The organism is Arthrobacter sp. 10L430, from assembly GCF_056395245.1.
Map to the genome: position 1 here is coordinate 1 of NZ_JBFTJD010000014.1, position 25,751 is coordinate 25,751.

At 65.5% G+C, this 25,751-nt stretch carries 31 protein-coding genes; 20 read left to right on the forward strand and 11 right to left on the reverse strand.

What is annotated here, in order from left to right; translation table 11 throughout:
* The 4 genes from AC1DDG_RS13245 to AC1DDG_RS13260 form a co-directional block, all read right to left on the reverse strand.
* Positions 1-1,237 (reverse strand): DUF222 domain-containing protein (locus AC1DDG_RS13245; protein WP_476876399.1); only part of this gene is annotated, 1,237 nt, incomplete at its 3' end.
* Between the two features lie 98 nt (positions 1,238-1,335).
* Positions 1,336-1,860, reverse strand: coding sequence for a hypothetical protein (locus AC1DDG_RS13250; RefSeq protein WP_476876400.1), 525 nt, complete (start codon positions 1,858-1,860; stop codon positions 1,336-1,338).
* A 119-nt stretch (positions 1,861-1,979) separates the two neighbouring features.
* On the reverse strand, positions 1,980-2,243 hold the full coding sequence (locus AC1DDG_RS13255; RefSeq protein WP_230121273.1) for a GlsB/YeaQ/YmgE family stress response membrane protein: 264 nt from the start codon (positions 2,241-2,243) through the stop codon (positions 1,980-1,982).
* A gap of 145 nt (positions 2,244-2,388) precedes the next feature.
* Positions 2,389-3,219 carry an aldo/keto reductase gene (locus AC1DDG_RS13260; RefSeq protein WP_476876401.1) on the reverse strand — a complete coding sequence of 277 codons (831 nt, stop codon included), beginning with the start codon at positions 3,217-3,219 and terminating at the stop codon, positions 2,389-2,391.
* A gap of 283 nt (positions 3,220-3,502) precedes the next feature.
* Between AC1DDG_RS13260 and AC1DDG_RS13265 the strand changes: the two genes are divergently transcribed.
* Positions 3,503-4,063: a CDP-alcohol phosphatidyltransferase family protein gene (locus tag AC1DDG_RS13265; protein WP_476876402.1), complete on the forward strand. Its 561-nt coding sequence runs from the start codon at positions 3,503-3,505 to the stop codon at positions 4,061-4,063.
* A 160-nt stretch (positions 4,064-4,223) separates the two neighbouring features.
* Positions 4,224-4,433, forward strand: coding sequence for a hypothetical protein (locus tag AC1DDG_RS13270; RefSeq protein WP_476876403.1), 210 nt, complete (start codon positions 4,224-4,226; stop codon positions 4,431-4,433).
* Positions 4,434-4,526: 93 nt separating this feature from the next.
* Here the strand turns inward: AC1DDG_RS13270 and AC1DDG_RS13275 are convergent, their stop codons facing one another.
* Together AC1DDG_RS13275 and AC1DDG_RS13280 are read right to left on the reverse strand one after the other, a co-directional pair.
* Positions 4,527-5,498, reverse strand: coding sequence for an aldo/keto reductase (locus tag AC1DDG_RS13275; protein ID WP_476876404.1), 972 nt, complete (start codon positions 5,496-5,498; stop codon positions 4,527-4,529).
* 17 nt (positions 5,499-5,515) lie between these two features.
* Positions 5,516-6,385 carry an aldo/keto reductase gene (locus AC1DDG_RS13280; protein ID WP_476876405.1) on the reverse strand — a complete coding sequence of 290 codons (870 nt, stop codon included), beginning with the start codon at positions 6,383-6,385 and terminating at the stop codon, positions 5,516-5,518.
* A 178-nt stretch (positions 6,386-6,563) separates the two neighbouring features.
* On the opposite strand from AC1DDG_RS13280, the gene AC1DDG_RS13285 reads away from it, so the two are divergent.
* The 3 genes from AC1DDG_RS13285 (at position 6,564) to AC1DDG_RS13295 (ending at position 8,072) form a co-directional block, all read left to right on the forward strand.
* On the forward strand, positions 6,564-7,508 hold the full coding sequence (locus AC1DDG_RS13285; protein ID WP_476876406.1) for a helix-turn-helix transcriptional regulator: 945 nt from the start codon (positions 6,564-6,566) through the stop codon (positions 7,506-7,508).
* A gap of 130 nt (positions 7,509-7,638) precedes the next feature.
* On the forward strand, positions 7,639-7,833 hold the full coding sequence (locus tag AC1DDG_RS13290) for a hypothetical protein (protein ID WP_230121280.1): 195 nt from the start codon (positions 7,639-7,641) through the stop codon (positions 7,831-7,833).
* Positions 7,830-8,072: a hypothetical protein gene (locus AC1DDG_RS13295; RefSeq protein ID WP_476876407.1), complete on the forward strand. Its 243-nt coding sequence runs from the start codon at positions 7,830-7,832 to the stop codon at positions 8,070-8,072. The genes AC1DDG_RS13290 and AC1DDG_RS13295 overlap by 4 nt, the downstream gene beginning before the upstream one ends.
* A 34-nt stretch (positions 8,073-8,106) precedes the next feature.
* On the opposite strand, the gene AC1DDG_RS13300 is transcribed toward AC1DDG_RS13295, so the two are convergent.
* Together AC1DDG_RS13300 and AC1DDG_RS13305 are read right to left on the reverse strand one after the other, a co-directional pair.
* On the reverse strand, positions 8,107-8,316 hold the full coding sequence (locus AC1DDG_RS13300) for a dodecin (RefSeq protein WP_476876408.1): 210 nt from the start codon (positions 8,314-8,316) through the stop codon (positions 8,107-8,109).
* A gap of 91 nt (positions 8,317-8,407) precedes the next feature.
* Positions 8,408-9,109, reverse strand: coding sequence for a FadR/GntR family transcriptional regulator (locus AC1DDG_RS13305; protein ID WP_476876409.1), 702 nt, complete (start codon positions 9,107-9,109; stop codon positions 8,408-8,410).
* A 150-nt stretch (positions 9,110-9,259) separates the two neighbouring features.
* Here AC1DDG_RS13305 and AC1DDG_RS13310 point away from each other — a divergent pair, with 150 nt between their 5' ends.
* The 4 genes from AC1DDG_RS13310 (at position 9,260) to AC1DDG_RS13325 (ending at position 13,052) form a co-directional block, all read left to right on the forward strand.
* Complete coding sequence (locus AC1DDG_RS13310) at positions 9,260-10,765, forward strand: four-carbon acid sugar kinase family protein (RefSeq protein ID WP_476876410.1); 1,506 nt, start codon at positions 9,260-9,262, stop codon at positions 10,763-10,765.
* Between the two features lie 20 nt (positions 10,766-10,785).
* Positions 10,786-11,691 (forward strand): NAD(P)-dependent oxidoreductase, encoded by a 906-nt coding sequence (locus tag AC1DDG_RS13315; protein WP_476876411.1) that lies wholly within the window; start codon positions 10,786-10,788, stop codon positions 11,689-11,691.
* Complete coding sequence (locus tag AC1DDG_RS13320) at positions 11,691-12,566, forward strand: class II fructose-bisphosphate aldolase (RefSeq protein ID WP_476876412.1); 876 nt, start codon at positions 11,691-11,693, stop codon at positions 12,564-12,566. Before AC1DDG_RS13315 ends, AC1DDG_RS13320 begins: the two co-directional genes overlap by 1 nt.
* A 93-nt stretch (positions 12,567-12,659) precedes the next feature.
* A complete protein-coding gene (locus AC1DDG_RS13325) occupies positions 12,660-13,052 on the forward strand; it encodes a DUF1304 domain-containing protein (RefSeq protein WP_476876413.1) in 393 nt (130 codons plus the stop codon).
* A gap of 22 nt (positions 13,053-13,074) precedes the next feature.
* Here AC1DDG_RS13325 and AC1DDG_RS13330 read toward each other — a convergent pair whose 3' ends face one another.
* Positions 13,075-13,554 (reverse strand): MarR family winged helix-turn-helix transcriptional regulator, encoded by a 480-nt coding sequence (locus tag AC1DDG_RS13330; RefSeq protein WP_476876414.1) that lies wholly within the window; start codon positions 13,552-13,554, stop codon positions 13,075-13,077.
* Positions 13,555-13,677: 123 nt separating this feature from the next.
* Between AC1DDG_RS13330 and AC1DDG_RS13335 the strand changes: the two genes are divergently transcribed.
* From AC1DDG_RS13335 to AC1DDG_RS13380, 10 genes are all read left to right on the forward strand, one after another.
* Positions 13,678-14,640, forward strand: a complete 963-nt coding sequence (locus AC1DDG_RS13335) for an SDR family NAD(P)-dependent oxidoreductase (RefSeq protein WP_476876415.1) — start codon at positions 13,678-13,680, stop codon at positions 14,638-14,640.
* Between the two features lie 59 nt (positions 14,641-14,699).
* Complete coding sequence (locus AC1DDG_RS13340) at positions 14,700-15,536, forward strand: amidohydrolase family protein (protein WP_476876480.1); 837 nt, start codon at positions 14,700-14,702, stop codon at positions 15,534-15,536.
* 1 nt (position 15,537) lies between these two features.
* Complete coding sequence (locus AC1DDG_RS13345; protein ID WP_476876416.1) at positions 15,538-16,773, forward strand: acyl-CoA dehydrogenase family protein; 1,236 nt, start codon at positions 15,538-15,540, stop codon at positions 16,771-16,773.
* A gap of 106 nt (positions 16,774-16,879) precedes the next feature.
* Complete coding sequence (locus tag AC1DDG_RS13350) at positions 16,880-17,335, forward strand: MaoC family dehydratase (protein WP_028270914.1); 456 nt, start codon at positions 16,880-16,882, stop codon at positions 17,333-17,335.
* Between the two features lie 80 nt (positions 17,336-17,415).
* Entirely contained in the window at positions 17,416-18,795 is a 1,380-nt protein-coding gene (locus tag AC1DDG_RS13355) for an MFS transporter (RefSeq protein WP_476876417.1), read from the forward strand.
* A 42-nt stretch (positions 18,796-18,837) separates the two neighbouring features.
* Positions 18,838-20,466 (forward strand): acyl-CoA synthetase, encoded by a 1,629-nt coding sequence (locus AC1DDG_RS13360; RefSeq protein ID WP_476876418.1) that lies wholly within the window; start codon positions 18,838-18,840, stop codon positions 20,464-20,466.
* An 81-nt stretch (positions 20,467-20,547) separates the two neighbouring features.
* On the forward strand, positions 20,548-21,864 hold the full coding sequence (locus tag AC1DDG_RS13365; RefSeq protein ID WP_476876419.1) for an acyltransferase family protein: 1,317 nt from the start codon (positions 20,548-20,550) through the stop codon (positions 21,862-21,864).
* Positions 21,861-22,214, forward strand: a complete 354-nt coding sequence (locus AC1DDG_RS13370; RefSeq protein WP_476876420.1) for a GNAT family N-acetyltransferase — start codon at positions 21,861-21,863, stop codon at positions 22,212-22,214. The genes AC1DDG_RS13365 and AC1DDG_RS13370 overlap by 4 nt, the downstream gene beginning before the upstream one ends.
* A gap of 196 nt (positions 22,215-22,410) precedes the next feature.
* Positions 22,411-22,890: a hypothetical protein gene (locus tag AC1DDG_RS13375; protein ID WP_476876421.1), complete on the forward strand. Its 480-nt coding sequence runs from the start codon at positions 22,411-22,413 to the stop codon at positions 22,888-22,890.
* Positions 22,887-23,180, forward strand: a complete 294-nt coding sequence (locus AC1DDG_RS13380; RefSeq protein ID WP_476876422.1) for a hypothetical protein — start codon at positions 22,887-22,889, stop codon at positions 23,178-23,180. The genes AC1DDG_RS13375 and AC1DDG_RS13380 overlap by 4 nt, the downstream gene beginning before the upstream one ends.
* Positions 23,181-23,240: 60 nt before the next feature.
* Here the strand turns inward: AC1DDG_RS13380 and AC1DDG_RS13385 are convergent, their stop codons facing one another.
* The gene (locus AC1DDG_RS13385) at positions 23,241-23,696 is read right to left on the reverse strand and encodes a hypothetical protein (RefSeq protein WP_476876423.1); all 456 of its coding nucleotides are present in this window, start codon (positions 23,694-23,696) and stop codon (positions 23,241-23,243) included.
* Positions 23,697-23,865: 169 nt separating this feature from the next.
* Between AC1DDG_RS13385 and AC1DDG_RS13390 the strand changes: the two genes are divergently transcribed.
* Positions 23,866-24,666, forward strand: coding sequence for an SDR family NAD(P)-dependent oxidoreductase (locus AC1DDG_RS13390; RefSeq protein WP_476876424.1), 801 nt, complete (start codon positions 23,866-23,868; stop codon positions 24,664-24,666).
* On the opposite strand, the gene AC1DDG_RS13395 is transcribed toward AC1DDG_RS13390, so the two are convergent.
* Positions 24,605-25,690 (reverse strand): FUSC family protein, encoded by a 1,086-nt coding sequence (locus AC1DDG_RS13395; protein WP_476876425.1) that lies wholly within the window; start codon positions 25,688-25,690, stop codon positions 24,605-24,607. The two genes, AC1DDG_RS13390 and AC1DDG_RS13395, sit on opposite strands and share 62 nt — an antisense overlap.
* Between the last annotated feature and the right edge of the window lie 61 nt (positions 25,691-25,751).

Here is a 25,751-nt window from a genome sequence, read left to right on the forward strand (position 1 = left end):
GCGCTGGCAGGGTGTTGGTGGCGAGGGCTGTTTTGCAGGCGCCGACGAGTCCGTCGAGGAGTTGTTGGGGGCGGGTGCGGCGTTCGAGGTGGGCGTCCGCGGCCGCGGCTTCGGCCGCGGCGCCGAATCCCGGCCCGGCATGCGCGCCCGCGTCACCGCCGGCGGTGTCGGTGTCTGTTCCGCCGGCGCCTGTTCCCGAGCCTGTTCCGTCCGCGGTGGTGGTGGGTTGGGTGCGGGGGTTGGTGGCGGTGTTCATGGCGGTGAGGAGGTGTTCGTATTGGTCGGTGGTGGCGAAGATTTCCAGGTGGTGGAGGCCGCGGCGGGGCGGGCGGGTGAAGGCGCCTTGGCGGTGGCGGAGTTCTTCTTCGCTGGGTTCGGTGCCGTCCTGGTCGATGGCGTCGGTCCAGCGGTGGGCGATGCGGAGCAGGAAGTCGTGGTCGTTCTCCAGGGCGGTGCGGTTCAGGGCGGCCTCCATGCTCTGGAGGGTSGCGGGGTTGGTGATGGGGCGGGCCTTGTCCAGGGCGGTGGTGATGATGGTTCCGGCGCGGGAGGCGATGGTCCCGGCGGCGAGGTTCGCGGCGGTCTGTTCGCAGGCGGGGGGCATGGGGTGGGTGTTGAGGCCGGTGCGGGGCAGCACGGCCGCGGCGAGGGCGAGCCGGCGGCGGGCTTCGCCGATGCTGATCCGGAGCCGGACCCGGAGGAATTCGGCGGTGTTCCGGCACCCGTCATCGGCAGGCACAGACCGCACCCGCCCCGGCCCCGGCGCCGTCTCCGCGGCCCCGGATGCTCCTGCACCGGCCGCGGTGTCGGCCGCGCTGCCGGTGTCGGTGCCGGTGCCCCAGCCGGTGGTCCAGCCTGTGGCCTTTGCCGCGGGTCCGGCGGCGTTGACCGCCTCGGTGCGGGTCCGCTCCACCGCGGCCGCGGCGAGCAACTGAAGATGCTCGGCCCGGCGGGAGAGCTCCTCGGCCAGGTCCGCGAAATCCGCCGCGTTACGGAAGGAGGTCAGAGCCAGTTCATCCGGCACGCTGTCGGCTGTGGTCTCCGCCAGCGCCAAGCACTGCCGGAGGCAGTCAAAAGCACCGCCGTTGGACGAAGAAGTGTCCGCAACGGCGGTGCTGGAGAGTTGGCCAGGGGCACAAGTCCCTGCATCCGGGACGCTGCGCAACGGATTGGTACGCGGGCCGGGCACTGCTGCCTGGCCCGCGTTACCAACGCTGCGTCCCCCAATGGCTTCCATATGAAAACTCTGCCAGAGGGGTCTGACAATCAAAGCCGGTGCCTAAAACGGGCGCCGAACTTCAGTACTCAGCTCGGCTGAGGGACCGGGCTGTTCAGCTAGTGCCTTTCAGGGTCCACGTTGGTGGCAGCCCCGGCCGGAGTGGCGCCACCTTCATCGGACCAGTCCTGACCCGATGAGTCGTTCAATGCGGGGTCAGACTCAACGTCTGAAGTGCCAAGGTTTACTGTCTCCGGGTGAGTACTGTGTGCGGGGACGTCCCCGCTGTCCAAAGTGTCGCCGTCGGGCGTGCCGCCTGAGGCGGGCGCGCCGCCTGAACCGGACGCGGTGCCGCCTGAGGAGTAGGTGCCGGACTTGGTGTCGCCGGATTTTGAAGCGTCGCGGTGCATAGCCGAGCTAAGCACTGTCCCGGCCCGACGCGCTGCTTCGGAGAGCTGGTCGCCCATGTCGGGTGCCTTTTCCTTCACAGCCTCGGCGGCCGCGGTGACCTTGTCCTGAACGGGCTTGCTGTCCCAAATGCTGGTGGCGCGGGCTTTGAGTTTGTCGTACGCTGCCCGGCCGGACCTGGATCCGAGAACGTAGCCTGCAGCAATTCCGGCGCCGAAGAGAAGTTTGGATTTCATGATGAACTCCTGCTCTTGAGAGGGATATGTACGATGTGGAAAGTTCAGCCTCTGAGGGAATCAGCTAAGAAAACGGCCCCGGGAAAATGTCCCGGGGCCGGTTTCCAGCCAAGGTCCGACTAGCGGACGCTGCGGCGGGTGATCATGCCGTAGACCAGCAGGACGACGATTGCCCCGCCGATGGCCAGCAGCCACGTTGACAGCGAGAAGAACTCGTTGATTCCCACGCCGAAGAGCGCGCTGCCGATGAAGCCGCCGAGGATGGCTCCTACTACGCCAAGCAGAAGCGTGATGAAAATGCCGCCACCCTGTCGGCCGGGGAGGATCGCCTTAGCAATGGCTCCGGCAATGAGGCCCAGAATCAGAAATGCGAAAAAACCCATTTTTATCGTTCCTTCTTCTTCATAAAGGAGGCACCCGGTATGCCGGGTACGCTTCGTCCTTCTCCCCAATACTAAACATGCTTACTATTTTTCTGCCAGTCGGTTTGAGGAGAAACTCTCCTGCGGAGGGTTGTTCCCGCCGGCCTCAATGCCCTTGGACGTCTGAGTTCACGCCCGCCTCTGGCCCTTCATCCAGCGTCTCGATGGCCGTCAGATCTTCCTGGTCCAGGGTGAACCCGAAGATGTCGATATTCTCCTTCATGCGTTGCAGACTGGAGGACTTTGGGATGGCCACCAAGCCTTGGTGAACATGCCAGCGGAGCACTATCTGGCTCTCGGTTTTGCCGTGTTTTCTGGCGATTCTTGTCAGCACTGGCGCAGACAACAGGCCTGAACCTGCCCCGAGCGGGCTGTATGATTCGGTGACTATCCCGTGGTGCTCGTGATAGGCGCGGTCCGCAGAGCGCGTGACCGAGGGGTTGAGTTGGATCTGGTTCACTGCGGGAACCACATCACTTGCCCACATCAGCTGTTCAAGGTGGGACGGTTTGAAATTCGACACGCCGATTGAACGGGCCTTGCCCTCCTTCTGAAGCCCTTCAAAGGTCTTCCACGTGGAGATGAAATCGCCACGCCGGGGCAGCGGCCAATGGATGAGGAGCAGGTCCACGTAGTCCATGTTCAGCCGCCTGAGCGCGCCCTCCAGGCCGGCCACGGCCCTGTCCTCACCTTGGAATTCGCCGTCGAGCTTGGTGGTCACGAAGAGCTCGTCGCGGTCCAATCCACACCCGCGAATTCCCTCGCCCACCCCGGTTTCATTGCCGTATTTCACGGCGGTGTCGATATGCCGGTACCCGGCTTCCACGGCATGTACGACGGCGTCCGCCACCTCACGGTCGTTTAGCGGCCAGGTGCCAAGTCCAATCTGTGGTATCCGGTGGCCATCGTTCAGGTCGATTACCGGTGAGAGTGCCATGCGCAAAGTCTTTCCTATGAGCAGCCGTTTGCACAGAGCCAATTGCGGTGCTCCGCTGCCAGAGCCGGTTGTTGCTACGATGAGCGCGAGGGGGCATATGGAGGTCTTGGCCAGGCGCCGCGCGATGACGGATGCGGCAATAGCGATGGCTGGTTTTCTTGTGGCCGGGAGTTGGCTTATGGCCACTTCGGCTGCGGATTCAGGTTGGCTCTACGCGGCGCTGTCCGCTGGCGTTGGGGTGGTGGGAAACGCTGCGGTCTCAATCCTCAGGCGCAAGCCGCCAATGATCACTCCCGCAGATCGGATCACGCTGGTCCGCGCTGTTCTGGCGGCATGCTGCGCAGCAATGGCCGTTCCCGCACTCTTCAGTGACCGCTTGCCCGGCCTCCCGTTCATCGTCATAGGCAGCGTGGCTTTCCTGCTTGATGCCGTGGATGGAGCAGTGGCGCGGCGTTTCGCCTGCGCATCCCCTGCAGGGGCACGACTGGACGTTCAAACAGATGCCGCCTTGGTTCTCGTACTGTCCGTCGCCGCAGTGGGAAGTTTTGGTCCGTGGGTCCTGGCTATCGGGCTGATGTGGTATGCGTTTATGGCGGCCGGCCGGCTCCGGCCTGCCCTCAGAGGAACGCTCGGCGTGAACCGGCTCCGCAAGGTCATAGGTGCCTATCAGCCATTTGCCTTTCTGCTGGCGCTAACACCGGGCGTGCCCGCGGGGATCGGCGCCGCCGCCGTTGTCCTTGCCCTCCTGACGCTGGTGGCCTCTTTCGGCCGAGACATCCTAGAGCTGGAGCGGACCCACAGCAGGGATGTTGGCTTGGAGTCCGGACAAGAACTGGTGAACTGACCGCCTGCCTGAGATCGGCAGCCCTGAGTGAAGCTCTGGACTCAGCGGCAAGGCGCTGGTATGCCTTGGGTGTAGCGGGAACGAGAGAAATATGCGGCCAAGTTTCGTGGCCGCACCGGATGGCACCCCGACCAGCCCCGACCAGCAAAGGATCCTGACCATGAGTGAAACGCCCGACGATTCCAATCAGGATTCCACCCGGGACCCACAGGAGAATCCCTCGGAGGGATTTCCTTTCGACCCCACGCAGAACCCGCCCTTGGAGGATCCCGCAGTTCCTCCGCAGGACCCGCCGGGACCGCCTACGGGCCCCGACGGCGAACCAGACGACCCCGCCCTGGAGGACCCGCAGCGCCCTCCGGCCCGTTAGCGGTAGACGACGGTAGCAGTGCATGCGGCCGCGCGGGAGTCCGACGCCGGCCCGGTCAGCGGCGCGGCCCACCGGTGAGCCAGCGCCAGCCTGTCACCAGGCGTAGTCCTCAGGTGCGGTGCGGTGCCCCGGGAAGATGGCGTCCAGGCGCTTGAGTGCGTCACCGTTGAGCGTGACATCCAGGGCCCGGACGGCGGCGTCGAGCTGTTCCTGCGTGCGGGGGCCGACGATAGGGGCCGTCACCGCCGGTTGGTGCAGCAGCCAGGCGAGCGCCACGTCGCCGGGTTCGTGGCCCAGCTCTTCGGCGAAGTCCTCGTACTCCTGGATCTGGTCGGAGTGCTTTTTCAGTGTTTCGTGCGCGCGCCCCTCAAGGCGCCGTACGCCATCGCGCTCCTTCTTCAGCACACCGCCGAGAAGGCCGCCGTGCAGGGGAGACCAGGGAATGATCCCGAGCCCGTATTGTTCGGCGGCGGGGATGACTTCAAGTTCCACATTCCGGGTCAGCAAGTTGTAGATGGACTGCTCGCTGACCAGGCCCGTGTAGTTGCGCCGGGCAGCGGTCTCCTGCGCCTGTGCAATATGCCAGCCGGCGAAGTTACTGCTTCCTGAATAGAGGATCTTGCCCTGCTGGACGGCCACCTCGATGGCCTGCCAGATCTCGTCCCAGGGAGTGTTCCGGTCCACGTGGTGGAACTGGTACACATCGATGTAGTCGGTCTGTAGGCGCTTCAGGCTCGCGTCGAGGGCCCGGCGGATGTTGAGCGCCGAGAGTTTGGACTCGTTGGGGCGGTCTGTCATGGTTCCGTACAGCTTGGTGGCCAGGACGGTGCGTTCGCGCCGCTCGCCGCCTTGGGCGAACCACCGGCCGATGATCTCCTCTGTCCAGCCGCGATGACCCGTGCCGCCGTAAACATTGGCGGTGTCGAAGAAGTTGATGCCGGACTCCTGCGCGGAGTCCATCATCGAATGCGCTGCGGCCTCGTCGGTTTGAGGGCCGAAGTTCATGGTGCCGAGGCACAGGCGGGAGACTTTCAGGCCGGAGCGGCCCAGATGGGTGTACTGCATGGTCGTGGTCCTTAGGGCTAGAACTGGGAAAAGGCGGCGACGGCGGGATCCGCGCCCACCCGGGTACCGGCCTCCAGTGCATTGATTGATTCGACATCCGCGGCGCTCAGCGAGATGGACGCGGCGGCGAGGTTCTCACGCATACGAGCCGAGTCAGCGGACTTCGGAATAACAATGGTTCCCGCCGCGAGGTGCCAGGCCAGGATGATCTGCGCGGGCGTGGCGCCGCGGTCCTCGGCCAGGGCAGTGACGGCCTGGGCATTCAGGTCGGCGCCCTGGCCGAGGGGGCTATAGGCCTCGACGGCAATGCCGTGGGAGCGGCTCTTCTCGGCCAGAACCGACTGCTGGAACGTGGGATGGAGCTCTATCTGGTTCACGGCCGGAACGATGCCGGCCTTCGCCAAGAGGGTATCCAGGTGGTCCTCCAGGAAGTTCGACACGCCGATGGCACGGATGTTGCCTTCAACGTAGAGCGCCTCCATGGTTCGCCACGCTTCCGTGAACAGGCCTTGCGACGGCACGGGCCAATGGATGAGGTAAAGATCAATGACGTCCAGGCCGAGTGCTTTGCGGCTGTTTTCAAAGGCCTCGGCAGCAGAGCCCTGTTCGCCGTTCCGAAGCTTGGTGGTGATGAAGAGTTCCTTGCGGGGGATCCCTGAAGCCGCGATGGCCGCTCCGACGCCTGCTTCGTTGCGGTAAGCGGCCGCCGTGTCGATGTGCCGGTAGCCGGCCTCGAGGGCGCCTTCCACGATCCGCTGGGTCTCTTCCGGCGGCACCTGGAAGACACCGAACCCCAACTGGGGGATGGTGACGCCGTTGTTCAGCGTGACCCCTGGAATTTCGAGGCTCTGAGCGGCAGGGGTGGTGGATTCGGGTGTCTGGGACATGGCTGTTCTCCTGGGTATTTACGGAATCTGCGTATGTACAGAATCGGAAGGCTCTTCATCGAGCCTATGCACCAGGGCCGCCGCCGTCAGTAGATGTGCCTGTCCCTGTTTTTCCTAGGACTGGCAGTCCTACCCTCGTTGTAGAAAGCACCGCCGTTGCAAGTGCAGAATGGAGGACATGGGTCAGAGCGCTGAGTTCGGAAAATTCCTCAAGGCAATGCGGTCGCGGTTGAAGCCGGAAGACGCCGGCATAGCCGACGGATCCAGCGCGAGGCGGGTGCCTGGGCTCCGGCGTGAAGAAATTGCACGGCTCGCGGACGTCAGCACCGATTACTACACGCGGCTCGAGCAGGGCAGGAACATCCATCCGTCACGGGCGGTGCTGGATTCAGTAGCCAGGGCGCTCAAGCTCGACGCCGGCGAGCAGGCGCACATGATGGATCTCCTGGAGCACTGTGCTGAATCCGCCCGTTCTCCCGTTCCGGCCCAGGGCGTGCGTCCCGCAGTGCGCCAGCTTCTGGAGGCCGTGGGCGACGTTCCCGCCCTTGTCCTTGGCCGGCGCACGGATGTGCTCGCCGGCAACCGGCTGGCATTCCTGCTGTTTGCGGATTTCCCGGAGCTGCCGCCGGGCGAGCGGAACCTGACGCGCTGGCTCATCCTGGATCCACGGGCGCGTGAACTCTTCCGCGACTGGAAGTCGGTGGCCGCCGAGGCGGCAGGCGCGCTGCGCGTCGACGTCGGCCGGCATCCCAGCGACGCCCAGGCCAACCAGCTGGTGGGGGAGCTGGCGGTGCACAGCGAGCACTTCCGGCAATGGTGGGCGGGGCACCGGGTTGCCACCCGGTCGGCCGGCAGCGTGCGGCTCCACCATCCCGCCGTCGGGGACCTTGAACTGAACTTTGAAAACCTGATCCTTCCGGACGATCCTGACCAGGTGCTCCGGGTGTTCTCAGCGAAGCCGGGCTCCCCGTCCGCGGACGCGCTGGCCCTGCTCGGCAGCCTGGGCGCCGGCGCGGAGGGGGAAATTGCGACGGCGGAGGACGCTTCCACCGCTGCCGAACCGCAGCCGTCAGGTGCTCCGGGCGACCGCCCCGCCGCAATGAGGGCAGCCGAACAGCCGTAGGGGGCTCCAGAGCGTTGTGCTGCTGCCCAGCCCACCGGACGGATTCTAGCCATCCGCCCATTGGGTCTGTGCTGCCGCCTTTCTAGCCTTGGAGGAGAACTTCTTCGACCACCAAGGATGACATTCAACGATGAAACGCATCGCACTGCTCAGGGAACGCCACGCGCCGTCCGCATCGACAGGAACCCACTGCCCCGCATCGGGCCTGTGGACCCCGGATGAGTCGCCGCAGGAAACCCATACGTTCTTTGAAGGCCAGGTCCTTCCCGCTTTCCAGGGTGCACCCACCGTATGGCGCCGCCGGTCCGTAGGCCAGGAATCATGATGCGCGAGGCGGGGCTGCCCCAACGTCCCGCCACAGCCGCCGCACGGCTTGCGCCGAACCGGTGGGCGGAATTGGCGCCCGGCGAAGCGGTGTGGGTCGAAAGCGACGGCTACGGCTTCGATGCCGCACACGTGGACGAAGTCTCCGAGCACCACGAGATGCTCTGGGTGGAGTTTGCCGGACGGGGCCGCCGCCTCTTGTGCGGCGGCGACGCCGTCCAGGTGTGGACCAGGGACTGAAACAGTAGCTAACCGCCTGGGCTGGCGGCTGGGGTCAGCGCTCCAGCCGGAAGCCGAGCTTGATGGTGACCTGCCAGTCGGCGACCTGGCCGTTGTCGAGGTGGCCGCGGATCTCCTTGACCTCGAACCAGTCAAGGTTCCGCAGTGTCTTCGAGGCCTCGGCTATTCCGTTGCGGACGGCATCGTCCACGCCTTCGTTCGAAGTCCCGACAATTTCAGAAATGCTGTAAGTGTGATTAGACAACTTCGCTCCTCGTGATCGCCATCGATACCCGGCTGCGGGCCGTTCCTGCAGAGTATCGGAAGGAGCGTCCCGGAACTAGGTTTCCAGGGGGTCAGGCTTCCAGGACGTAGCTCCTGAGGTCGTCAAGGGTCTGCTGCATATGGGCGTCCATGGCATCCCGTGCCCGCAAGGGATCGCGGGCGGCCAGGGCCTCGTAAACGTTCTGGTGGTGGCCGATTGCGTGTTCCTGGATCTGCGGCACCTTGGAAGTCTCCGTGCGCCGCTTCTCCAGCACGCGGTGCAACGGCTCGAACAGGACCGCCACAAAGACGTTCTCGGAGGCATGAAGTATCAGGTCGTGGAAGGCGAGGTCGGCCGCCACGAACCGGGCAAGGTCGTTGGCATGGTGGGCTTCGCGCATGTCCTCAACGCGGCCGCGGAGTTCCTCCAGCTCGGCATCGGTGATGCGCTGCGCAGCCAGCTCGCAGGCACCAGTTTCCAGCATCCTGCGCAGCTCAATGAGCTGGATCGCCGCCGCGGGTCCGTTCTGCCCCTCGGAGGCTGCACGGAGCACGGCTTCCAGTGACGACCAGCGGTTCAGCGGGTTCACGAACGTTCCGCGGCCGCGTTCCACGCTGAGGATGCGCTGGGCCTCGAGGGTCTTCATGGCCTCGCGGACCGTCATTCTGCTGACCTCGTGGCGTGCGCTGAGCTCCAGCTCACCGGGGACGCTCGCGCCGGGCGGAAATTCCCCGGCAATAATGCGGTCCAGGAGCTCGTCAGCTACGACTCCCACCAGTGATTTGCGTGCCATTTTCCCCGTTCAGCGTTTCTCGCCCCATATGCCTGACAAGTCTACTTGCGCACGTCCTGTGCGTTATGCCACACTAGCAGTCAAACGACAGATGTCTGACATCTGACAAAGATTTGTTCGCAATATAGTTTCGACACAACGGAGTGCACCGTGCCCCTAGAAGCAGACATCCTGGCCGCCTACCCCGCGGAGCTCCAGATCCCCGCCCGGCAGGTAGCCAGCGCCCTGGCCGCCTCCGTTGCGGCGTCCCCGCGTGTGCTGGTGGTCCTCGACGACGACCCCACCGGAACGCAGTCGGTTTCCGATCTCCCCGTGCTCACCCGCTGGGAAGTCGAGGACTTCACCTGGGCCTTCACTCAGGGTAAGGCCGCAGTGTACGTGCTCACCAACACCCGAAGCTTGGATCCAGCGGAAGCCGCTGCACGAAACGAAGAGATTGTGCGCAATGCCCTTGCTGCCGCGCATGCGGGCGCAACTGACGGCGAGGCAGCAGTCCGGCTCGGATTCGTCAGCCGCAGCGACTCGACGCTGCGCGGGCACTTTCCGCTTGAACCCGACGTCATCGCCGCCACTGTCGCCGCCGAGAGCGGCGAGGAAACTGACGGCGTCGTGATTGTTCCTGCCTTCCCCGACGCCGGACGCGTCACCATCGGCGGCATCCACTACATGCGCGGAACCGGAAACGACGCCGGCCAGCTCACCCCGGTTGCGGAGACCGAATTCGCCAAGGATGCGACATTCGGGTTCGCCAACTCCGAGATGGCAAAGTACGTGGAAGAGAAGTCGCAGGGCCGCTTTGCCGCGGACTCTGTGATCGTGCTCGACCTCAACATCATCCGCGCGGGCGCCGCCGGCAATGGCGAAGCCGGCGACCCGGACGTGTCCGCCAAGGCCATTGCCGACGCGATTGAGCCGGCCACCGCCTCAACCCCGATCGTGGCGGACATCGTCACCGAAAACGACCTACGTGCCCTCGCCCTCGGCTTGGAAGAGGCCGAACACCGCGGCAAGAAGCTCCTGTACCGCGTGGGTCCGCCCTTTGTCCGTGCCCGGATCGGGCAGGAGATCCGGAGCGAGCTCAGCGGTGAGGAAGCCTACGCCGGCAACGTCCCCTCCGAGGCCGGCGGCCTGATCGTCGTCGGTTCGCACGTGGGCGTGACAACGCGGCAGCTGAAGGTGCTGACCGACCAGCACGGCGCGGCCCGCATTGTGGAGATCGACGTCGAGAGGCTGTTGTGGGACGGCGCCGACACCTACCTCGACGAGACGGTGGACGCCGTCGTTGAGGCCCTTCACAGCGGCGACGTCATCGTCCACACGAGCCGCCTGCTTATCAAGACTGACGACCCGGCCGAAAGCCTCCGGATCGCGCGTACCGTCTCTGCCGCCGTCGTCGCCGTGGTCAACCGGACGCTCAAGACCTTCCCGCCGCGGTTCGTCATCGCCAAGGGCGGCATCACGTCCTCCGACGTGGCTGCCCATGGACTGGAAATCCGGCACGCGATAGTCCGCGGGCCGATGCTGCCGGGGATCGTCAGCCTCTGGGAACCGGTGGACGGCCCCGCCAAGGGAATTCCGTACATCGTGTTTGCCGGCAACGTGGGCGACGACGAATCCCTGGCCCAGGTCACCCGCAAGCTCAGCAACGCTTTCTAGCCAATTCAATGGAGAACACCATGACCTCGAACTACAAAGTCACCGTCCTCGGCCTCGGCGCCATGGGCCTGCCGATGGCCACCCGCCTCGCCAGCCAGCTCACCGTCCACGGGTTCGACATCGCCGAACCCCGCCTGCGCCTGGCCGAGGAGTCCGGCGTGCGCACCTTTGCCTCGGCGCGCGAGGCCGCCCAGGACACTGACGCCCTGCTGCTGGCCGTCCGCAACAGCGAGCAGCTCAACGACGTCCTGTTCGGTGAGAACGGCGTAGCGTCCGTGCTCAAGAAGGGCGCCGTCGTCATCCTGACCAGCACCGTCGGTACCGAAGCGATCCCGGCCACCGTCAGCCGCTTGGCGGACTACGGTGTGGCGCTTATCGACGCACCGCTGTCCGGCGGCCCCAAGCGGGCCGGTGAAGGGGACCTGCTGATCGTCGTCGGCGCCGAGCCCGCCGCGCTCGAGTCGGCTCGTCCCGTCCTGGAACTACTCGCTTCCACCCTGACCGTTGTGGGCGACAAGCCCGGCGACGGCCAGGCCCTGAAGACCGTCAACCAGCTCCTCTGCGGAATCCACATCGCAGCCGCCGCCGAGGCCATGGCCCTGGCCGATGCCCTGGGCCTGGACCAGGCGAAGACCCTCGCCGCCCTCGAAGCCGGTGCCGCCGGTTCCTTCATGCTTTCCAACCGCGGCCCGCGCATCCTGGAGGCCTACAGCGAGGAAGGCGCCGAGGTACTCAGCCGTCTGGACATCTTCGTCAAGGACATGGGCATCGTCGGCAAGGCAACCCGTGCGGCTGGCCTCGCCACCCCGGTTGCCGCCGCCGCCGAACAGCTCTACCTGCTGGGCCAGGCGCACGGCCTCGCCGCTGCCGATGATTCCGCGGTCATCAAGGTTGTGGCTCCCACCAAGCGCACCGCCGCACTCTGATGCGCGCGAGGCTCGACGAGCTTGTAAGCTCTGCTCTCCAGCAGGGCGCGGCAGTACCCGCCTTCACCTGCTACGACTTCACCACCGCGCTGGCGGTTGTCAGCGCCGCCGAAGAGGCTGGCATCGGCGTCATTCTGCTCGTGGCGCCCAAGACTGCAGCCGCCGCGAACGGACTGAGGCTCATCTCAGCGCTCCGGGGCCTGGCCGACGCCGCCTCGGTGCCTGTCGCCGTGCAGTTGGACCATGCCTCAGACCGCCAGGTCATCGTTGCGGCGGTTGTGGCCGGGGCAGATTCCGTCCTCGCGGATGGCTCGTCCCTGCCGTATGAGGAGAACATCGCGCTGGTTCGCGAAGTGCGGGCAGCCCTGGACGCACAGGGGAACGCCGGCGTCGTGATCGAAGCGGAGCTGGGGGGACTCGCCGGTGATGAGGACCGGGCGTTCGGCGCCGATTCGGACGCAGATGCGTCCGGCAGCGAGGTGGCCGGCCTCACCGACTCCGCACAGGTGGAGGACTTTGTGGCCCGGACCGGCGCCCAGCTGCTCGCCGTGGCAGTGGGCAACGTCCATGGAAAGTACAAAGGCAAGCCCGAACTGCGCTGGGACGTCCTGGAGGACATCGCCGTGCGCACACGCATCCCTCTGGTGCTCCACGGAGCATCCGGAATTCCGGCCGGGGAACTGGCCAAGGCCCCGGCCATGAACGTGGGGAAGGTGAACTTCAACACCGAGCTCCGGACCGGCGTTCTTGAAACGCTGGAGACACAAACTGCTGCGCACCGGGCAGACGGCGAGAACCTCCAGGGCCTCCTGGCCCGCTGGAACGACTCCGCCAAGGACTTCGCGACATCGGCCCTGGCCATGTTGAGTCGCTGAACTACGTTTGAGCTGCTGACCACAGTTGAGCCGCTGAAATACAGTTGAGTTGACGCTTCGAAGCGCAGGGGGAGGGGAGGCTAGGATCGAGCCATGATTCCGGCCTCCCTCGTCTTTGCACTCGTCGCGGCACTCCTGCACGTCTATATCTTCACGATGGAGTCGCTCACCTGGGCCCGGCCGTCCACGTGGAAGCGCTTCGGGGTCGCATCGCAGGCCGATGCCGAGACCACGAAACCACTCGCGTACAACCAGGGCTTCTATAACCTGTTCCTCGCACTCGGCGCCTTCGCCGGGATCGCGGCAGTGCAGTTCGGCCAGCCTCGCGTGGGCTGGACGCTCGTCTTCAGCAGCTGCGGTTCGATGTTCCTCGCCTCTGTCGTGCTTGCCTTGAGCGGCAGGAAGTACCTCCGCGCCGCCGCGACGCAGGGCACGACGCCGTTGCTCGCCGTCGTGCTTGGCGTCCTGGCGGTGCTGGCCGGCTAGCTTCGTGGCGGCTCAGCGCCGCTCAGGCGTCGCCGCCCCACAGCGCCTTGCGCAGCAGTGCCTTGAGCTGGGCGGCTTCGTCATCTGCCAGCCCAGACAGCGCTTCGGACTCCGCCCGGCCGGCGGCCTCGGCGGCCTGCGCCTGCAGCCGGCTTCCCGCCGCTGTGGCGGTGACCGTCTTAGCCCGGCGGTCCTGCTTGCCGGGGGCCCGCACCACAAGTCGGCGCTTTTCCAGCTCGTCCACCAGGGCCACGATTTGGCTCGGGTCAAGGCTGAGGAAGTCGGCCAGTTCACGCTGCGTGGGCTCGAGGCCGCTGTTGGCAAGGATCAGCACGGAGTACGAGCGCTCCTTGAGGTCGAACTCCGCCAGCGCCCGGTTGTTCAGCACCGACCCCGCCGCGTGCAGTTTGGCGAGCAGGAAGCCCAGGTCCTGACTGATGGACGCCGCGACGAGCTTGTCGGCCGGCTCTGTCCGCTGCCCGCCCTGTGTCTCGACGCTCATGCCCACCTCCGATAGTTCTCAAAATAAATCGTTGACTTTTTCAACTATCCATATTTTCATGGATACAGAACAGCATCGCATGCCGGACGGCAGGATGCACGGTCAGCTAGCAAGGGAGCAGCGATGAGCCTGTCAGGAAAAGTAGCAATCGTCACGGGAAGCGGCCGCGGACTGGGCCTCGCCTATGCAAGGGAACTCGCCCGCCAGGGTGCCGCCGTCGTCATTAACGACGTCGACGCGGACGTCGCCGGCGAAGCGGTAAGGACCATCGTGGCCGATGGCGGCCGCGCAGTGGCCGCCGTCGCTCCCGTGGGCAGCACGGAAGCCGCCAAACTGCTGGTGCAGACAGCCGTCGACGCTTTCGGCCGGCTGGACATCCTGGTCACCAACGCCGGAATCCTGCGGGACAAGTCCCTGCTGAAGATGACAGATGAGGATTTCGACCTTGTCATCAACGTCCACCTGCGCGGCACCTTCACCTGCGTCCGGGAAGCGTTCGGTTACTTCAAGGAGAACGGCATCGCGGGCCGGATCATCACGATCGGTTCGCCCACGGGGCAGCGCGGCAACTTTGGCCAGACCAACTACGCCGCAGCCAAGGCGGGCATCGTGGGCATGGTCCGCACCTGGGCGCTGGAAATGAAGAAGGCGGGCGTGACCGCCAACGCCGTCATCCCGGTGGCTGCCACTGCCATGACCAAGACAGTCCCGTACTTCGAGAAAGCAGTGGAAGCGGACGAGCGCGGCGAGTCCATGCCGGCGTTCTTCCGCCACGAGCTCGGCTTCGGAACGGCCGACGACGTCTCCGGACTGGTCGCGTTCCTCGCCTCCGATGAGGCGGCGGGCATTACCGGCCAGGCGATCGGCGCCGGCGGCGACCGCCTGCAGGTGTGGACGCACCCGGAAGCCGCGGTAACTGAGTACCGCGAGGGCGGCTGGGGATACCAGGACCTGCTGGAAAACTTCAGCTCGCTCTTTGGGGACAAGCTGCAGAGCGTGGGCGAGGAATTCCTGCCGCTGCCCGAAGGCCTGAAGCCCGAAGCACGTCCTGCCCAGAACCAGCCCGCGGCTGCGAAGGTCGGCTAGCCGTGGCTGCAAACCGCTACGAGCTCGGCATTGACGCGGCCAAGCTGGATGCGATCGACATGCACGTCCACCTCGAAGTGGACGGCCACGGCCACGAATCGCTGCCGCCGGCCCTGACCGAGGCTTCCGCGAAGTACTTCAAGTCCGAGGACCGCAGCCCGTCGCTGGACCGCATCGCCGAGGTGTACCGGGAGCTGAACATGGCCGCCGTCGTGTTCACGGTGGACGCCCGCACCCAGCTCAAGCACGAGCCCAACAGCATCGAGGACCTCATCGCCGGGGCCGCCCGGAACAACGACGTCCTCATCCCGTTCGGCAGTGTCGATCCCCGCACAGGCGCCGAGGCCATCCATGGCGCCAAGCGCCAGGCCATCGACCTCGGCGCCCGCGGCTTCAAATTCCATCCCAGCCTGCAGGGCTTCGACCCCTCCAATGAACAGTTTTACCCTCTGTGGGAGGCTCTCCAGGAACTGGGGCTGCCGGCCATCTTCCACACCGGGCAAAACGGCATGGGCGCCGGGCTGCCCGGCGGTTACGGCATCAAGCTGGCGTATTCCAACCCGCTCCTGCTGGATGCCGTGGCAGCGGACTTCCCGGAACTGCAGATCATCATGGCCCACCCGTCCGTGCCGTGGCAGGACGAGGCCAATTCGATCGCCACGCACAAAGCCAACGTGTTCATCGACCTGTCCGGATGGTCACCGAAGTACTTCCCGGAGTCGCTGGTGCGCATGTCCAATTCGGTGCTGCAGGACAAGGTCCTGTTCGGCACTGACTTCCCGCTCATCACGCCGCAAAAATGGCTCGGTGCCTTCGCGGACCTGCCCCTGAAGGACGAGGTCCGGCCCAAGATCCTCAAGCACAATGCAGTGCGCCTGCTCGGACTGGGAGCCTGAGATGAGCCTGGATACCGGCCTGGCCCCGGGGCATAGGGCCGTGGTGGAAGAACGCCTCTACGGTGTCTGCGACTATTACGACGCCGAGTCCCTCCTCAGCGACGACGAGCGCCGCGTGCTGGGACGCCTGCGGAGCTTCCTCGATGAGAAAGCCCGGCCGCTCCTGGCGGAGTACTGGGAGCGCGGGGAATTCCCGCAGCAGCTCGCACAGCCGCTGGCTGACCTGGACCTCATGGAACCAGCGGAACTCACAGGCGCCGGCCCGGACCGCAGCCCCGCCCGGGGCATCTACCACGGCTTCCGGATCTTCGAGCTGGCCCGCACGGACGCGTCGCTGGCCACTTGGTACACCGCGCAGGCCGGACTGTTCCGCACAGCCGTCCGCGTGGGGGCCTCGAGGGAGCAGCAGGCTGAATGGATGCCGAAAGTCATCGACTTCTCGCTCAAGGGCGTCTTCTCGCTGACCGAACCGGAGTCCGGGTCCGACATTGCCGGTGGGCTCTTAACAACGGCCCGGCGCGAGGGGGATTCCTGGGTCCTGGACGGCGCCAAGCGCTGGATCGGAGGCGCCGCGACGGCGGACGTCCTTGCGGTGTTCGCCCGCGAGGGGGCCGACGGGCAGGTCAAGGCCTTCCTGGTTGACCGTGAAGCCGATGGCGTGACGCTGGAGAAAATCCACGGCAAGACGGCATTGCGGATGATGCAGAACGCCCACATCAACCTTGAGGGCGTCCGCGTACCGGAATCCATGCGGCTGCACAGCGTGAACTCCTTCAGGGATGTGGCCGCGATGCTCCGGGCCATGCGTTCGGACGTCGCTTGGATCGCCGCCGGCATCCAGGCCGGTGCCTTCGAGGCTGCTTTGCGGTACGTCACGGAGCGCCGGCAGTTCGGCCGGCCGCTGGGATCCTTCCAGCTGGTCCAGGAAAAGCTGGCCCGGATGCTCGGTAACGTCACGTCCTCCCTGTCCCTGGTGGTCCGGCTGACCGAACAGCAGGCGCGGGGCATCTACCGCGACCAAGACTCCGCCCTGGCCAAGATGCAGACGTCCCTGCTGATGCGGGAAACCGTGGCCCTAGCCCGCGAAGTGGTTGGCGGCAACGGCATCACCTTGGCCTCTGACGTCGCACGGTTCCATGCCGACGCCGAAGCCGTCTATTCCTACGAGGGCACCCACGAAATCAACGCCCTGATCGTTGGCCGCGCCCTCACCGGCGAAAGCGCCTTCACCCGCTAAGCCCCACGAACTGAACGACTGAACCGGACGACAACTGAACTCCACAACGGCAGCGCCCGCCGCCGTCGTACTTCCGCAATCCCAAAAACCGCCACAGGAGGCACAAATGCCCAATCTCGTCGTCGACTTCGACAAACTGCTCACCCTCGCCGGAACCGACCTCGGCGTGACCGAATACCGCGAAATCACCCAGGAACAGATCAACAAATTCGCCGATGCCACCGGTGACGACCAGTGGATCCACGTGGATCCCGAACGAGCCAAAGACGGCCCGTTCGGCGCCCCGATCGCGCACGGTTTCCTCACGCTCTCGCTCATCATCCCATTCTGGGGCGAGCTGTTCGACGTCGACGGCGTCACCACGAAGGTCAACTACGGCCTGGACAAGGTCCGCTTCACCTCACCAGTGAAGGTCGGTTCGCGGATCCGCATGCAGGCCACCATCGCCGAGGTCACCGAGGTCAAGGGCGGCGCCCAGATCAAGGTATCCAACACCATCGAAATCGAAGGCCAGGAACGCCCCGCCGTCGTAGCCGAGTTCCTCGCCCGCTTCTACAAGTAGGCCGGTTCTACAAGTAGCCCCGCTTCTGGAGGCCACCGCCTCCACCCGTTCCACCCACCCCTCTGCTTTAAGGAACAACGATGTCCCAAATATCGCAGCTTCAGGCCATGGACACTGCCAGCCGGCGCAATGAGGCGCGCACCGTCATTGCCTCCAGCTACCTGGGCAGCACCATCGAGTACTACGATTTTCTCCTCTACGCCACAGCCGCGGCCGTGGTCTTTCCCAAGGTCTTCTTCTCCGGCATGGACGACTGGGTGGGCGTGGTGGCGGCGTACGGAACGTTCGCTGCCGGCTACGTGGCCCGTCCGCTGGGAGGCATCATTTTCGGCCACTTCGGGGACAAAATGGGCCGAAAGGGCATGCTGATCATCTCCATGCTGGTCATGGGCCTGGCCTCCACGCTGATCGGGCTGGTTCCGGGCGCCTCCGTTGCCGGCCCGTGGGGCGCAGTAATGCTCGTGATCCTCCGCGTGGCGCAGGGAATCGCGGTAGGCGGCGAATGGGGCGGCGCTGCCCTGATGGCCCTGGAGCATTCCGAATCGGGCAAACGCGGCTTCGCTGCGTCCTTCGTCAACGCCGGCGCTCCGACCGGTGCCGTCCTCGGCACGTTCATCATGGGTGCTTTCTCCTCGCTGCCCAACGACCAGTTCCTTGCCTGGGGCTGGCGCGTGCCGTTCCTGCTGTCTTTCGTGCTGCTAGGCGTGGGCATGTTCGTCCGGCTCAAGGTGTCCGAGAGCCCCATCTTCAAGGCGGCCCTTGAACAGGAACGGCTTGAACAGGAACGGCTTGAACAGGAACGGCTTGAACAGGGGAAACACGCAACGGCCGCGGCCAAGCAGGGGATTCCGCTGCTGCAGGTCATCCGCAAGCCCAAGACCCTGATCTTCACCATGCTCGCGGGCGCAGCCGGTTTCGCGCTGCAGGTAGTCCTGGCCACGTTCGCCGTCACGTTCGCGGTTTCCAAGGGCGCCGACAGGCAGGGCGTGCTGTATGCCTACGCGGCGGCCTCACTCATCTCCATCGCGTTCGTTGTGATGGGCGGCCGGCTCTCGGACAAACTGGGGCGGCGGCCTGTCATGATCAGCGGGCTGGTGCTCTTTATCCTTTACCTGGTGCCGATGTTCCAGCTGCTGTCCTCCAACAACATCGCGCTGATCTTCGTTGCCTTCACCGTCGGCCTCATGATCCACTCCACGCTGTTCGGCCCGCTCGCTGCGTTTGTCTCCGAACAGTTCGGCACCACGTCCCGCTACACGGGTGCGTCGCTGGGCTACCAGCTCGCCACGCTCCTGGGCGCAGGGTTCACGCCGGGCATCGTGGCGCAGATTTTCAAGGACTCGGGCCAAAACACGGCTTCGGTGGTTTGGTACCTCGCCATCATGTCGGTTGTTTCCATCGTCTTCATCCTGCTCACCAAAGAACCGAAGAACAACGATCTGCAGACCGTGAAGCTCTGACCCGCCTCCGCAGGACTACCTTGAGATAAGAAAGGACCAACGATGGAGAATTCAGGCATCGGTTCGTGGCTGCGACGGCGCAGCCCGAAGTCCGGCACCAAGACCGCCCTCATTTCCGGGGACCATGAACTCAGCTACGAGCAGTTGGCCCAACGAACCGACCGGCTCGCGAACGCCCTGCGGGACCGGGGCGTCGCCCAGGGGGACAGGGTTGGTTACCTCGGCGAGAACCATCCAGCTTTCCTGGAAACGCTCTTCGCCTGTGGCCTTTTGGGTGCCATCTTTGTTCCGCTCAACACCCGGCTGGCGCCTCCGGAAATCCAGTATCAGCTTCAGGACTGCGCAGCCGGGGTCCTGATTTACGCCGAAAGCCTCAGCGACCTCGCCGCCCGCGGCGCCGCCGGGACGGCGGTGGGCAGGCTCATCGCCGTCGACGACTCCGGGGACGGCTCAACTGGGGGCGGCCCAACCGCCGCCGGCCGTTCCGGTGATTCCGCACCGGCCACCGACCAAACCACTTCCGGCGGGAAGAGCCGGGCTGCCGGGCAGCCGGCGCGGGAGGAGTACCGCGACGTCGTGGCTACCGGTGCGGCGCAGCCCCTTGATGAAGCCGTCGGCCTGGATGACGGTGCCATGATCCTCTACACCTCGGGCACTACGGGTCGTCCCAAGGGTGCCCTGCTCACCCACGGCAACATCACGTGGAACTGCATCAACGTCATTGTGGACTTTGACTTCTCATCCGCCGACGTGGCCCTGATGATTTCACCGATGTTCCACGTGGCATCCCTGGACATGGGTGTGCTTCCCACCCTCCTCAAAGGCGGGACAGTAATCCTGGAAGCCAAATTTGATCCCCAACGGGTCCTGCAGCTCATCGGACAGCACAGGGTCAGCACCATCAGCGGCGTCCCCACCACGTACCAGCTGCTCTGCGAGCATCCGGACTGGGCGACGGCGGACATCAGCTCGCTGAACAAGCTCACCTGCGGCGGTTCCGCGGTACCCCTTCGCGTGCTGGAGGCCTACGAGGCGCGGGGACTCAGGTTCTCCAACGGTTATGGCATGACTGAAACAGCGCCGGGCGCCACGACCCTCCCGGTGTCCCGGTCCCGGGACAAGGCGGGCTCCTCAGGCCTGCCGCATTTCTTCACCGACATCCGGATTGCGGACCCGCTCGGGGATCCCTCTCCGGCCGGAACAGTCGGGGAAATCCAGATCAAGGGACCGAACGTCATCCATGAATACTGGAACCGTCCCGAAGAATCGGCAGCCTCCTACGCCGACGGCGGGTGGTTCAAATCCGGCGACATGGGGTACAGGGATCCGGACGGTTTTGTCTTTGTCTCTGACCGGCTTAAGGACATGATCATCTCCGGCGGTGAGAACATCTACCCGGCGGAAGTGGAGCAGGCCATCATCGAACTGGAGGCCGTCGGAAGCGTAGCTGTCATCGGTGTGCCCGACGAGAAATGGGGAGAGGTGCCCCGCGCAGTGATCCTGCTCCGCGAGGGCGCGGACCTGAGCGAACAGCAGCTCCGCGAGTATCTGGACGGCCGGCTCGCCCGGTACAAGATCCCCAAGTCGGTGGTGTTCGTCAGCGAAATGCCCAGGACCGCCAGCGGCAAGATCAGGAAGGCCGAGCTGCGCCAGATGTCCAGCCAAGCCTGACCCTGCTGGCAACCGCCTTGGACCGGGCGGAGAATGGACGGTACCAAGACATTCGCCAGTTCCGCGTTTGTAAGGGGCGCCATGGAGGAATCACTGGGCCGGCCGGGGTCCGTTGCCGGTACAGCCGCGCCGGAGCGCGACCAGGCCATCGATATGGCGCGGTTCGCCTGCCTCACACTTGTGGTGGTGGGACACTGCATGATGACCAGCCCGGTGCTGCACCCCGACGGTACGGTCACCACAGTCAACACCCTCGCGGAACAGGACTGGTTCGAACCCGTTATCTGGATCTTCATGGTGATGCCGCTCTTCTTTGTGGCCGGCGGCATCACCGGGCTGCAGTCATGGCGGCGCACGCAGGCCCGCGGCGGCAACGGCTATGAGTTCGCCCAGACGCGGCTGCTGCGGCTCATCCGGCCGGCGGCGGCGCTGCTGGCCGTGATGTTCCTCGGTTTGTGGGGTGCCCTGCTCCTTGGCGTTGCGCCCCAAGTGGTGGAACTCATGGCCAGCGGGGCCGGCATGCCGCTGTGGTTCCTCGCAGCCTATCTGGCGGCGCAACTGAACATCCCGCTCCTGGCCCGGCTCCATCGGCGCGCACCTTGGCTGACACTTTGCGGCCTGGCGTCCCTAATTGTGGCGATCGACTGTTTCCGCGGCGCCATGCCGCTGCTCGCCTACGTCAACATGATTTTCCTGTGGTGCGCCGTGCAGCAGCTCGGCTTTTTTGTGGCCGACGGTTATCTCGCCAGGCGCAGGATTTCCTCGCTGGTCGGGCTGATCGCCGCCAGCAATCTGCTGCTCCTCGTCGTTACGGGTCTGGGTCTGTACCGGAACAACATGCTGGTGAACCTGAATCCTCCCAACTTCTGCCTGCTGCTGCTCGGCGTTTCGCAGGCCGCCACGCTGCAGCTTTCCGGGCCCGTGCTGGGCCGACTCGCTTCCATGCGGTGGGTTCGGACAGTGGTGGCATTGGTCGGCCGCCGTGCGATGACCGTCTACCTCTGGCACCTGCCCTTGCTCGCCGCCATGACCGGCTTGCTCCTGCTCACCGACTTCCCCAAGCCCGTGTCCGGAACCGCCGAGTGGTGGTGGTCGAGGCCGCTGGTGCTGCTTGGCGTTGTTGCCCTGCTGTTGCCCGCCGTCGCATTGTTCGGCCGGCTGGAGGAACGGCCGACGGCGGCTGCCCACTCGCGCGGGCGGCCTTCTGCCGCGGTGGTGACCGCCGCCGTCGTCGTCTTCATCCCCGTGGCTGACGCCGCGTTCAACGGGCTGACGCTCACCCTGCTGGGCGGGGGCGCCGCCTGCTTCACGCTCGCTGTCCTGCTGCTGGGCCGGGTGCCGGTCCGCGCGGAGGAGCCATTGCCAGCACAGTCATTAAGTGCCAATGTCGAACCATGACGGAGAACACGGTATCCACCGAGGACCAATTCACCCCGGATGTCACGACCTTCCGGAACGATGCGCTCCACCGCTACGAGCTGCACGTCGGCGGGAAACTGGCGGTCAACATCAGGATCATGGACAAACCCGGCCACGTCGACTTCATTCACACGGAGACGGCCGAAGAGTTTAAGGGCCAGGGCCTGGCCAACGTGCTGGTGCACTTTGCGCTGGACGACGTCGTAGCCGCGGGAAAACGCATCATTCCGCACTGCCCGTTCACGGCGCACTACCTCCGCAAGCATGAGATTTACACGCAGTGCATCGACTGGCCGGAGGAGGCCGCCCCCAAGCTCCTCGGTACGTGAGAACTCCCCCAGATACGGCAGAACACCTCGGGACGGTTCACCGGCCTTGAGCCACCGTGCGTGCCCCGGGCGTTGGCGCTAAGCGTTCGTGCCCGGCGTTCGTGCCCGGTACCGCGACTTGTGACGCCCACGACAATTGCGTACGATTCAGTCTGGGCTATGCAGTTGGCTTACGGACTTTCCCTTGGAGAATTCTTTGAACCACAAACTGCGTGTCCTGGTCCGCGTGGATCTCGATCCCGGACGTGTCACCCTCGAAATTGGTGGCTGCCTGACCCAGACAAACTTCCCCGTGCTGCTTCACCTCCTGCTCCGCGCCCAGCGGCTGGCGACCGGTCCAAGCATCACCCTGGACTTCCGCGAGTCTTCGCACCTTGAGCCGTCAGTGCTTTCCTACCTGCAGAACGCCGCACTGCCGGAACCGCATGACGACAGCGAACATGCGGACGTGCATCCTGAACTCGGAAATGCTGCCGCTGCCGCCCTTGACGACGCAGACATGTTCCAACTGACCCTCCTCGAACCCGACGACATCCCGGTCTGCCCCATTCATTCCGGGGACGCCGACACCGAGCCGGTACCTGGCGCGCTGCCGCCGCTGACCGGGGCGGTTGGCCACCTGCCTGCCGTGAACGGAAAACTTGCCGGGCTGGTTGAAGCGGGGAGTGCCAGATGAATGAGAAGGACCTTGCCCGATACCTCGACGAAACCGTCGATCCGGCGGCGACAGTGGCGACGATGCCCGAATCCGCGCTCGCAGAACTGGCCGATGCCCTGTACCGGCATTTGGACACCCCCAGCCCCGCTTTCGGTGCCTACGCGTGGTACATCCAGGTCGCGGACGAACTCCAGATGCGGCGGCTGGCAGCCACTGCGCGTGAGGCGGCGGACTCCGACGATCACGGCTCCGGAGGGCTCGCCGGGCATTCCGGAGGGCGCGCCGGTACTGAGGTGCCGGCCGGATAGCTTACGCAGCTGCGGCTGAACGCGGGCACCGCACCACCCCGTCTGGTGGATCCGGGTGGATTACGACGGCGGGGGCTGCTTTTCGCGGTTGCTGCCCCACTGGGTGGCGTGCCAGAACAGGAGCCCCAGCAGGCCGAGGACTCCGGCGAACAGCAGGAAGGGTGCGAAGCTCATCCACATATAGCCCATCTGCGGGGACTCGACTGACGTTGGCGCGTTGAGGGATTCCTGAGCGACGTTGAACGCTCCGAAGGCGGCCAGGATCAGACCTGCAACAAGGACCCACAGCACCGCGATGAACGGGTTGACCGGGAAGCGGCCTCCCCGCGGGGTGAACCCTGCCCCGGAGGCCTCGGCCGAACTCCATTCGCGGGCGCCAGGGCCGTTGGCCCCGGGGCTGTGGGTCCCAGGTCCGGGCGGGGATTCGCGGCCGAGATTCGCACGACCGAAATGGGTCGGATTTCCGTGTACATCAATCTCGCGGAAGTCGATCGGGTCAGAACCGGCGTCGGGCATGTCCCCCTGCTTCCTGCCGCGCCCGGACTGTACGCCTGGGCACAGGCCCTGTTGAAACCTTGTAGGCACTCTACTCCGCGCTCCCTCCGGCAGCCACGGATTCTGCAGCGAACGGCCCGGATGCAAACGGCCCGGAGGCAAACCGCCCGGATGCAATTAGGCTGGGGCCATGACACCCAGATCCGGCAGTACAGCCCTTGTCACCGGCGCCACCGCGGGACTCGGGGCGGAGTTCGCGCACCAGCTCGCGGAGCAGGGCCACGATGTGGTGCTGGTGGCCCGCGATGAGGCGCGGCTGCAATCGGTGGCGGCAGAGCTGACGCGGCGGTTCGGAACCACGGCTGAAGTGCTGCCCGCGGACCTGACGGACGACGACGGCGTGGCCGCCGTCGTTGCGCGTCTCTCCGACGCTTCGCGTCCCGTCGAAATTCTGGTGAACAATGCCGGGATCGGGCTGCTGCACGACTTTGACCAGAACAGCATCGAGGACGAGAAGAAGCACCTGAAACTGCACGTGGAAACAGCCATGGAGCTCAGCCACGCCGCACTGCAGGGGATGCTGGAACGCGGATCGGGCAGGATCATCAACGTGGCGAGCGTGGCGGCGTTCCTTCCCCGAGGCTCATATTCGGCGGCGAAGGCCTGGCTGCTGAGCTTCAGCCGCTGGGCCAACCTCGCGTACTCCCCCAGGGGAGTGAAGGTCACGGCGGTCTGCCCGGGATTCGTCCATACGGAGTTCCACGACCGGATGGGGATGGATAAATCCGTGGCGCCCGGCTGGACCTGGCTGCGTCCGGGCAGAGTGGTCCGGGAAGGCCTGGCGGACAATGCACGGGGCAAGGCGGTTTCCATTCCCACCAAGCGCTATAAGGTCCTCGCTGCTGCCGCGCGGATCCTCCCGGACCGGATCACGGCCGGGCCCCCGAAGAAGCCGAAGGAGCCGGGGCGGGCCTCCGGCGGGAACGGATAAGCACCACCACCAGGATGCCGGTCACGGCACCTACTAGGGTCTCCACGCCGCGCTCGGCAATGAGGATGTAGGGGTCGGCCGGAGCAGCCAGCTGGGTCATGAGGAGAATGACCGGGGTGAACGAGACCATGGCCAGGCCATAGTGCCGCGTCATGAACAGCTCAGTGGTGAACTGGAAGGTGATCACCAGGAATGCGAGGACGGCGGCTTCGGCTCCCGGAAAAAGGTGCAGCAGGGCCCACGGCCCCGGCAGCAGCACGACGGCGACGATCACCAGCCCGAGCAGCGTCCCCATAATGCGGTGGATGCCGCGGTGGACGCTGCTGGGCAGGTCGGCCCCCGCGAGCGGAACGGCGGCCGCCGCCATGGCCCAGTGCGGATGGCCGCTGCCCGTGAGGACGCCGACCGTACCGGCTGCTCCCACCGCCAGTACGTAGCGCGCGGCGTGGATGACGGCCTTGCGCCGCAGCCGACCCTGCAACCGGACGGAGTCCCTCGCCGCGCCTGGGTTCCACGCACGGCCGCGGACCCAGCCGCCGAAACCGACGAAGAGCGAGAACGCGGCCGATCCGGCGCCGATAAGCAGGGCGCCGTACCAGGGAACTGCCGTGGGGACTGAGGCGCAGGCGCCCAGGGCGAGAATGCCGAAAAAGGGGCCATTGGGCTTGAGGCGGACTTTGTCCGAGTAGACGGAACCCACCCCGGCAAGGAGGGCTTCGATGGCTACAAGCCACCACGAATGAAGGTGGTTGACGGAAAGGAAGACACCTACCCCGACGCCGGAGAGCAGCACCAGCGCCGCCTGCAGTTGGTGCCGCAGCCGGAGCTGGTGGGGCTCATTCCGTCCGTACATCCCGGTCAGTGCCCCGAACACGGCATAGATGATCAGGTCCGGCCGGCCGCAGAGGAGAAGCAGGAGCGACGGAACCGCCACGCTGACGGCTACCCGCAGTGCGGAGAGATGGTCGTTGTTGGATGGCCCCAGACTGTGCAGCTGCCGGACGTGGCGAAGGACAGGCCGCACGGGAGCTCCTCCAACCGTCTACGCTGGCTGCCCCCGGCTGGAGCAGCACCCTAGAAAAAGT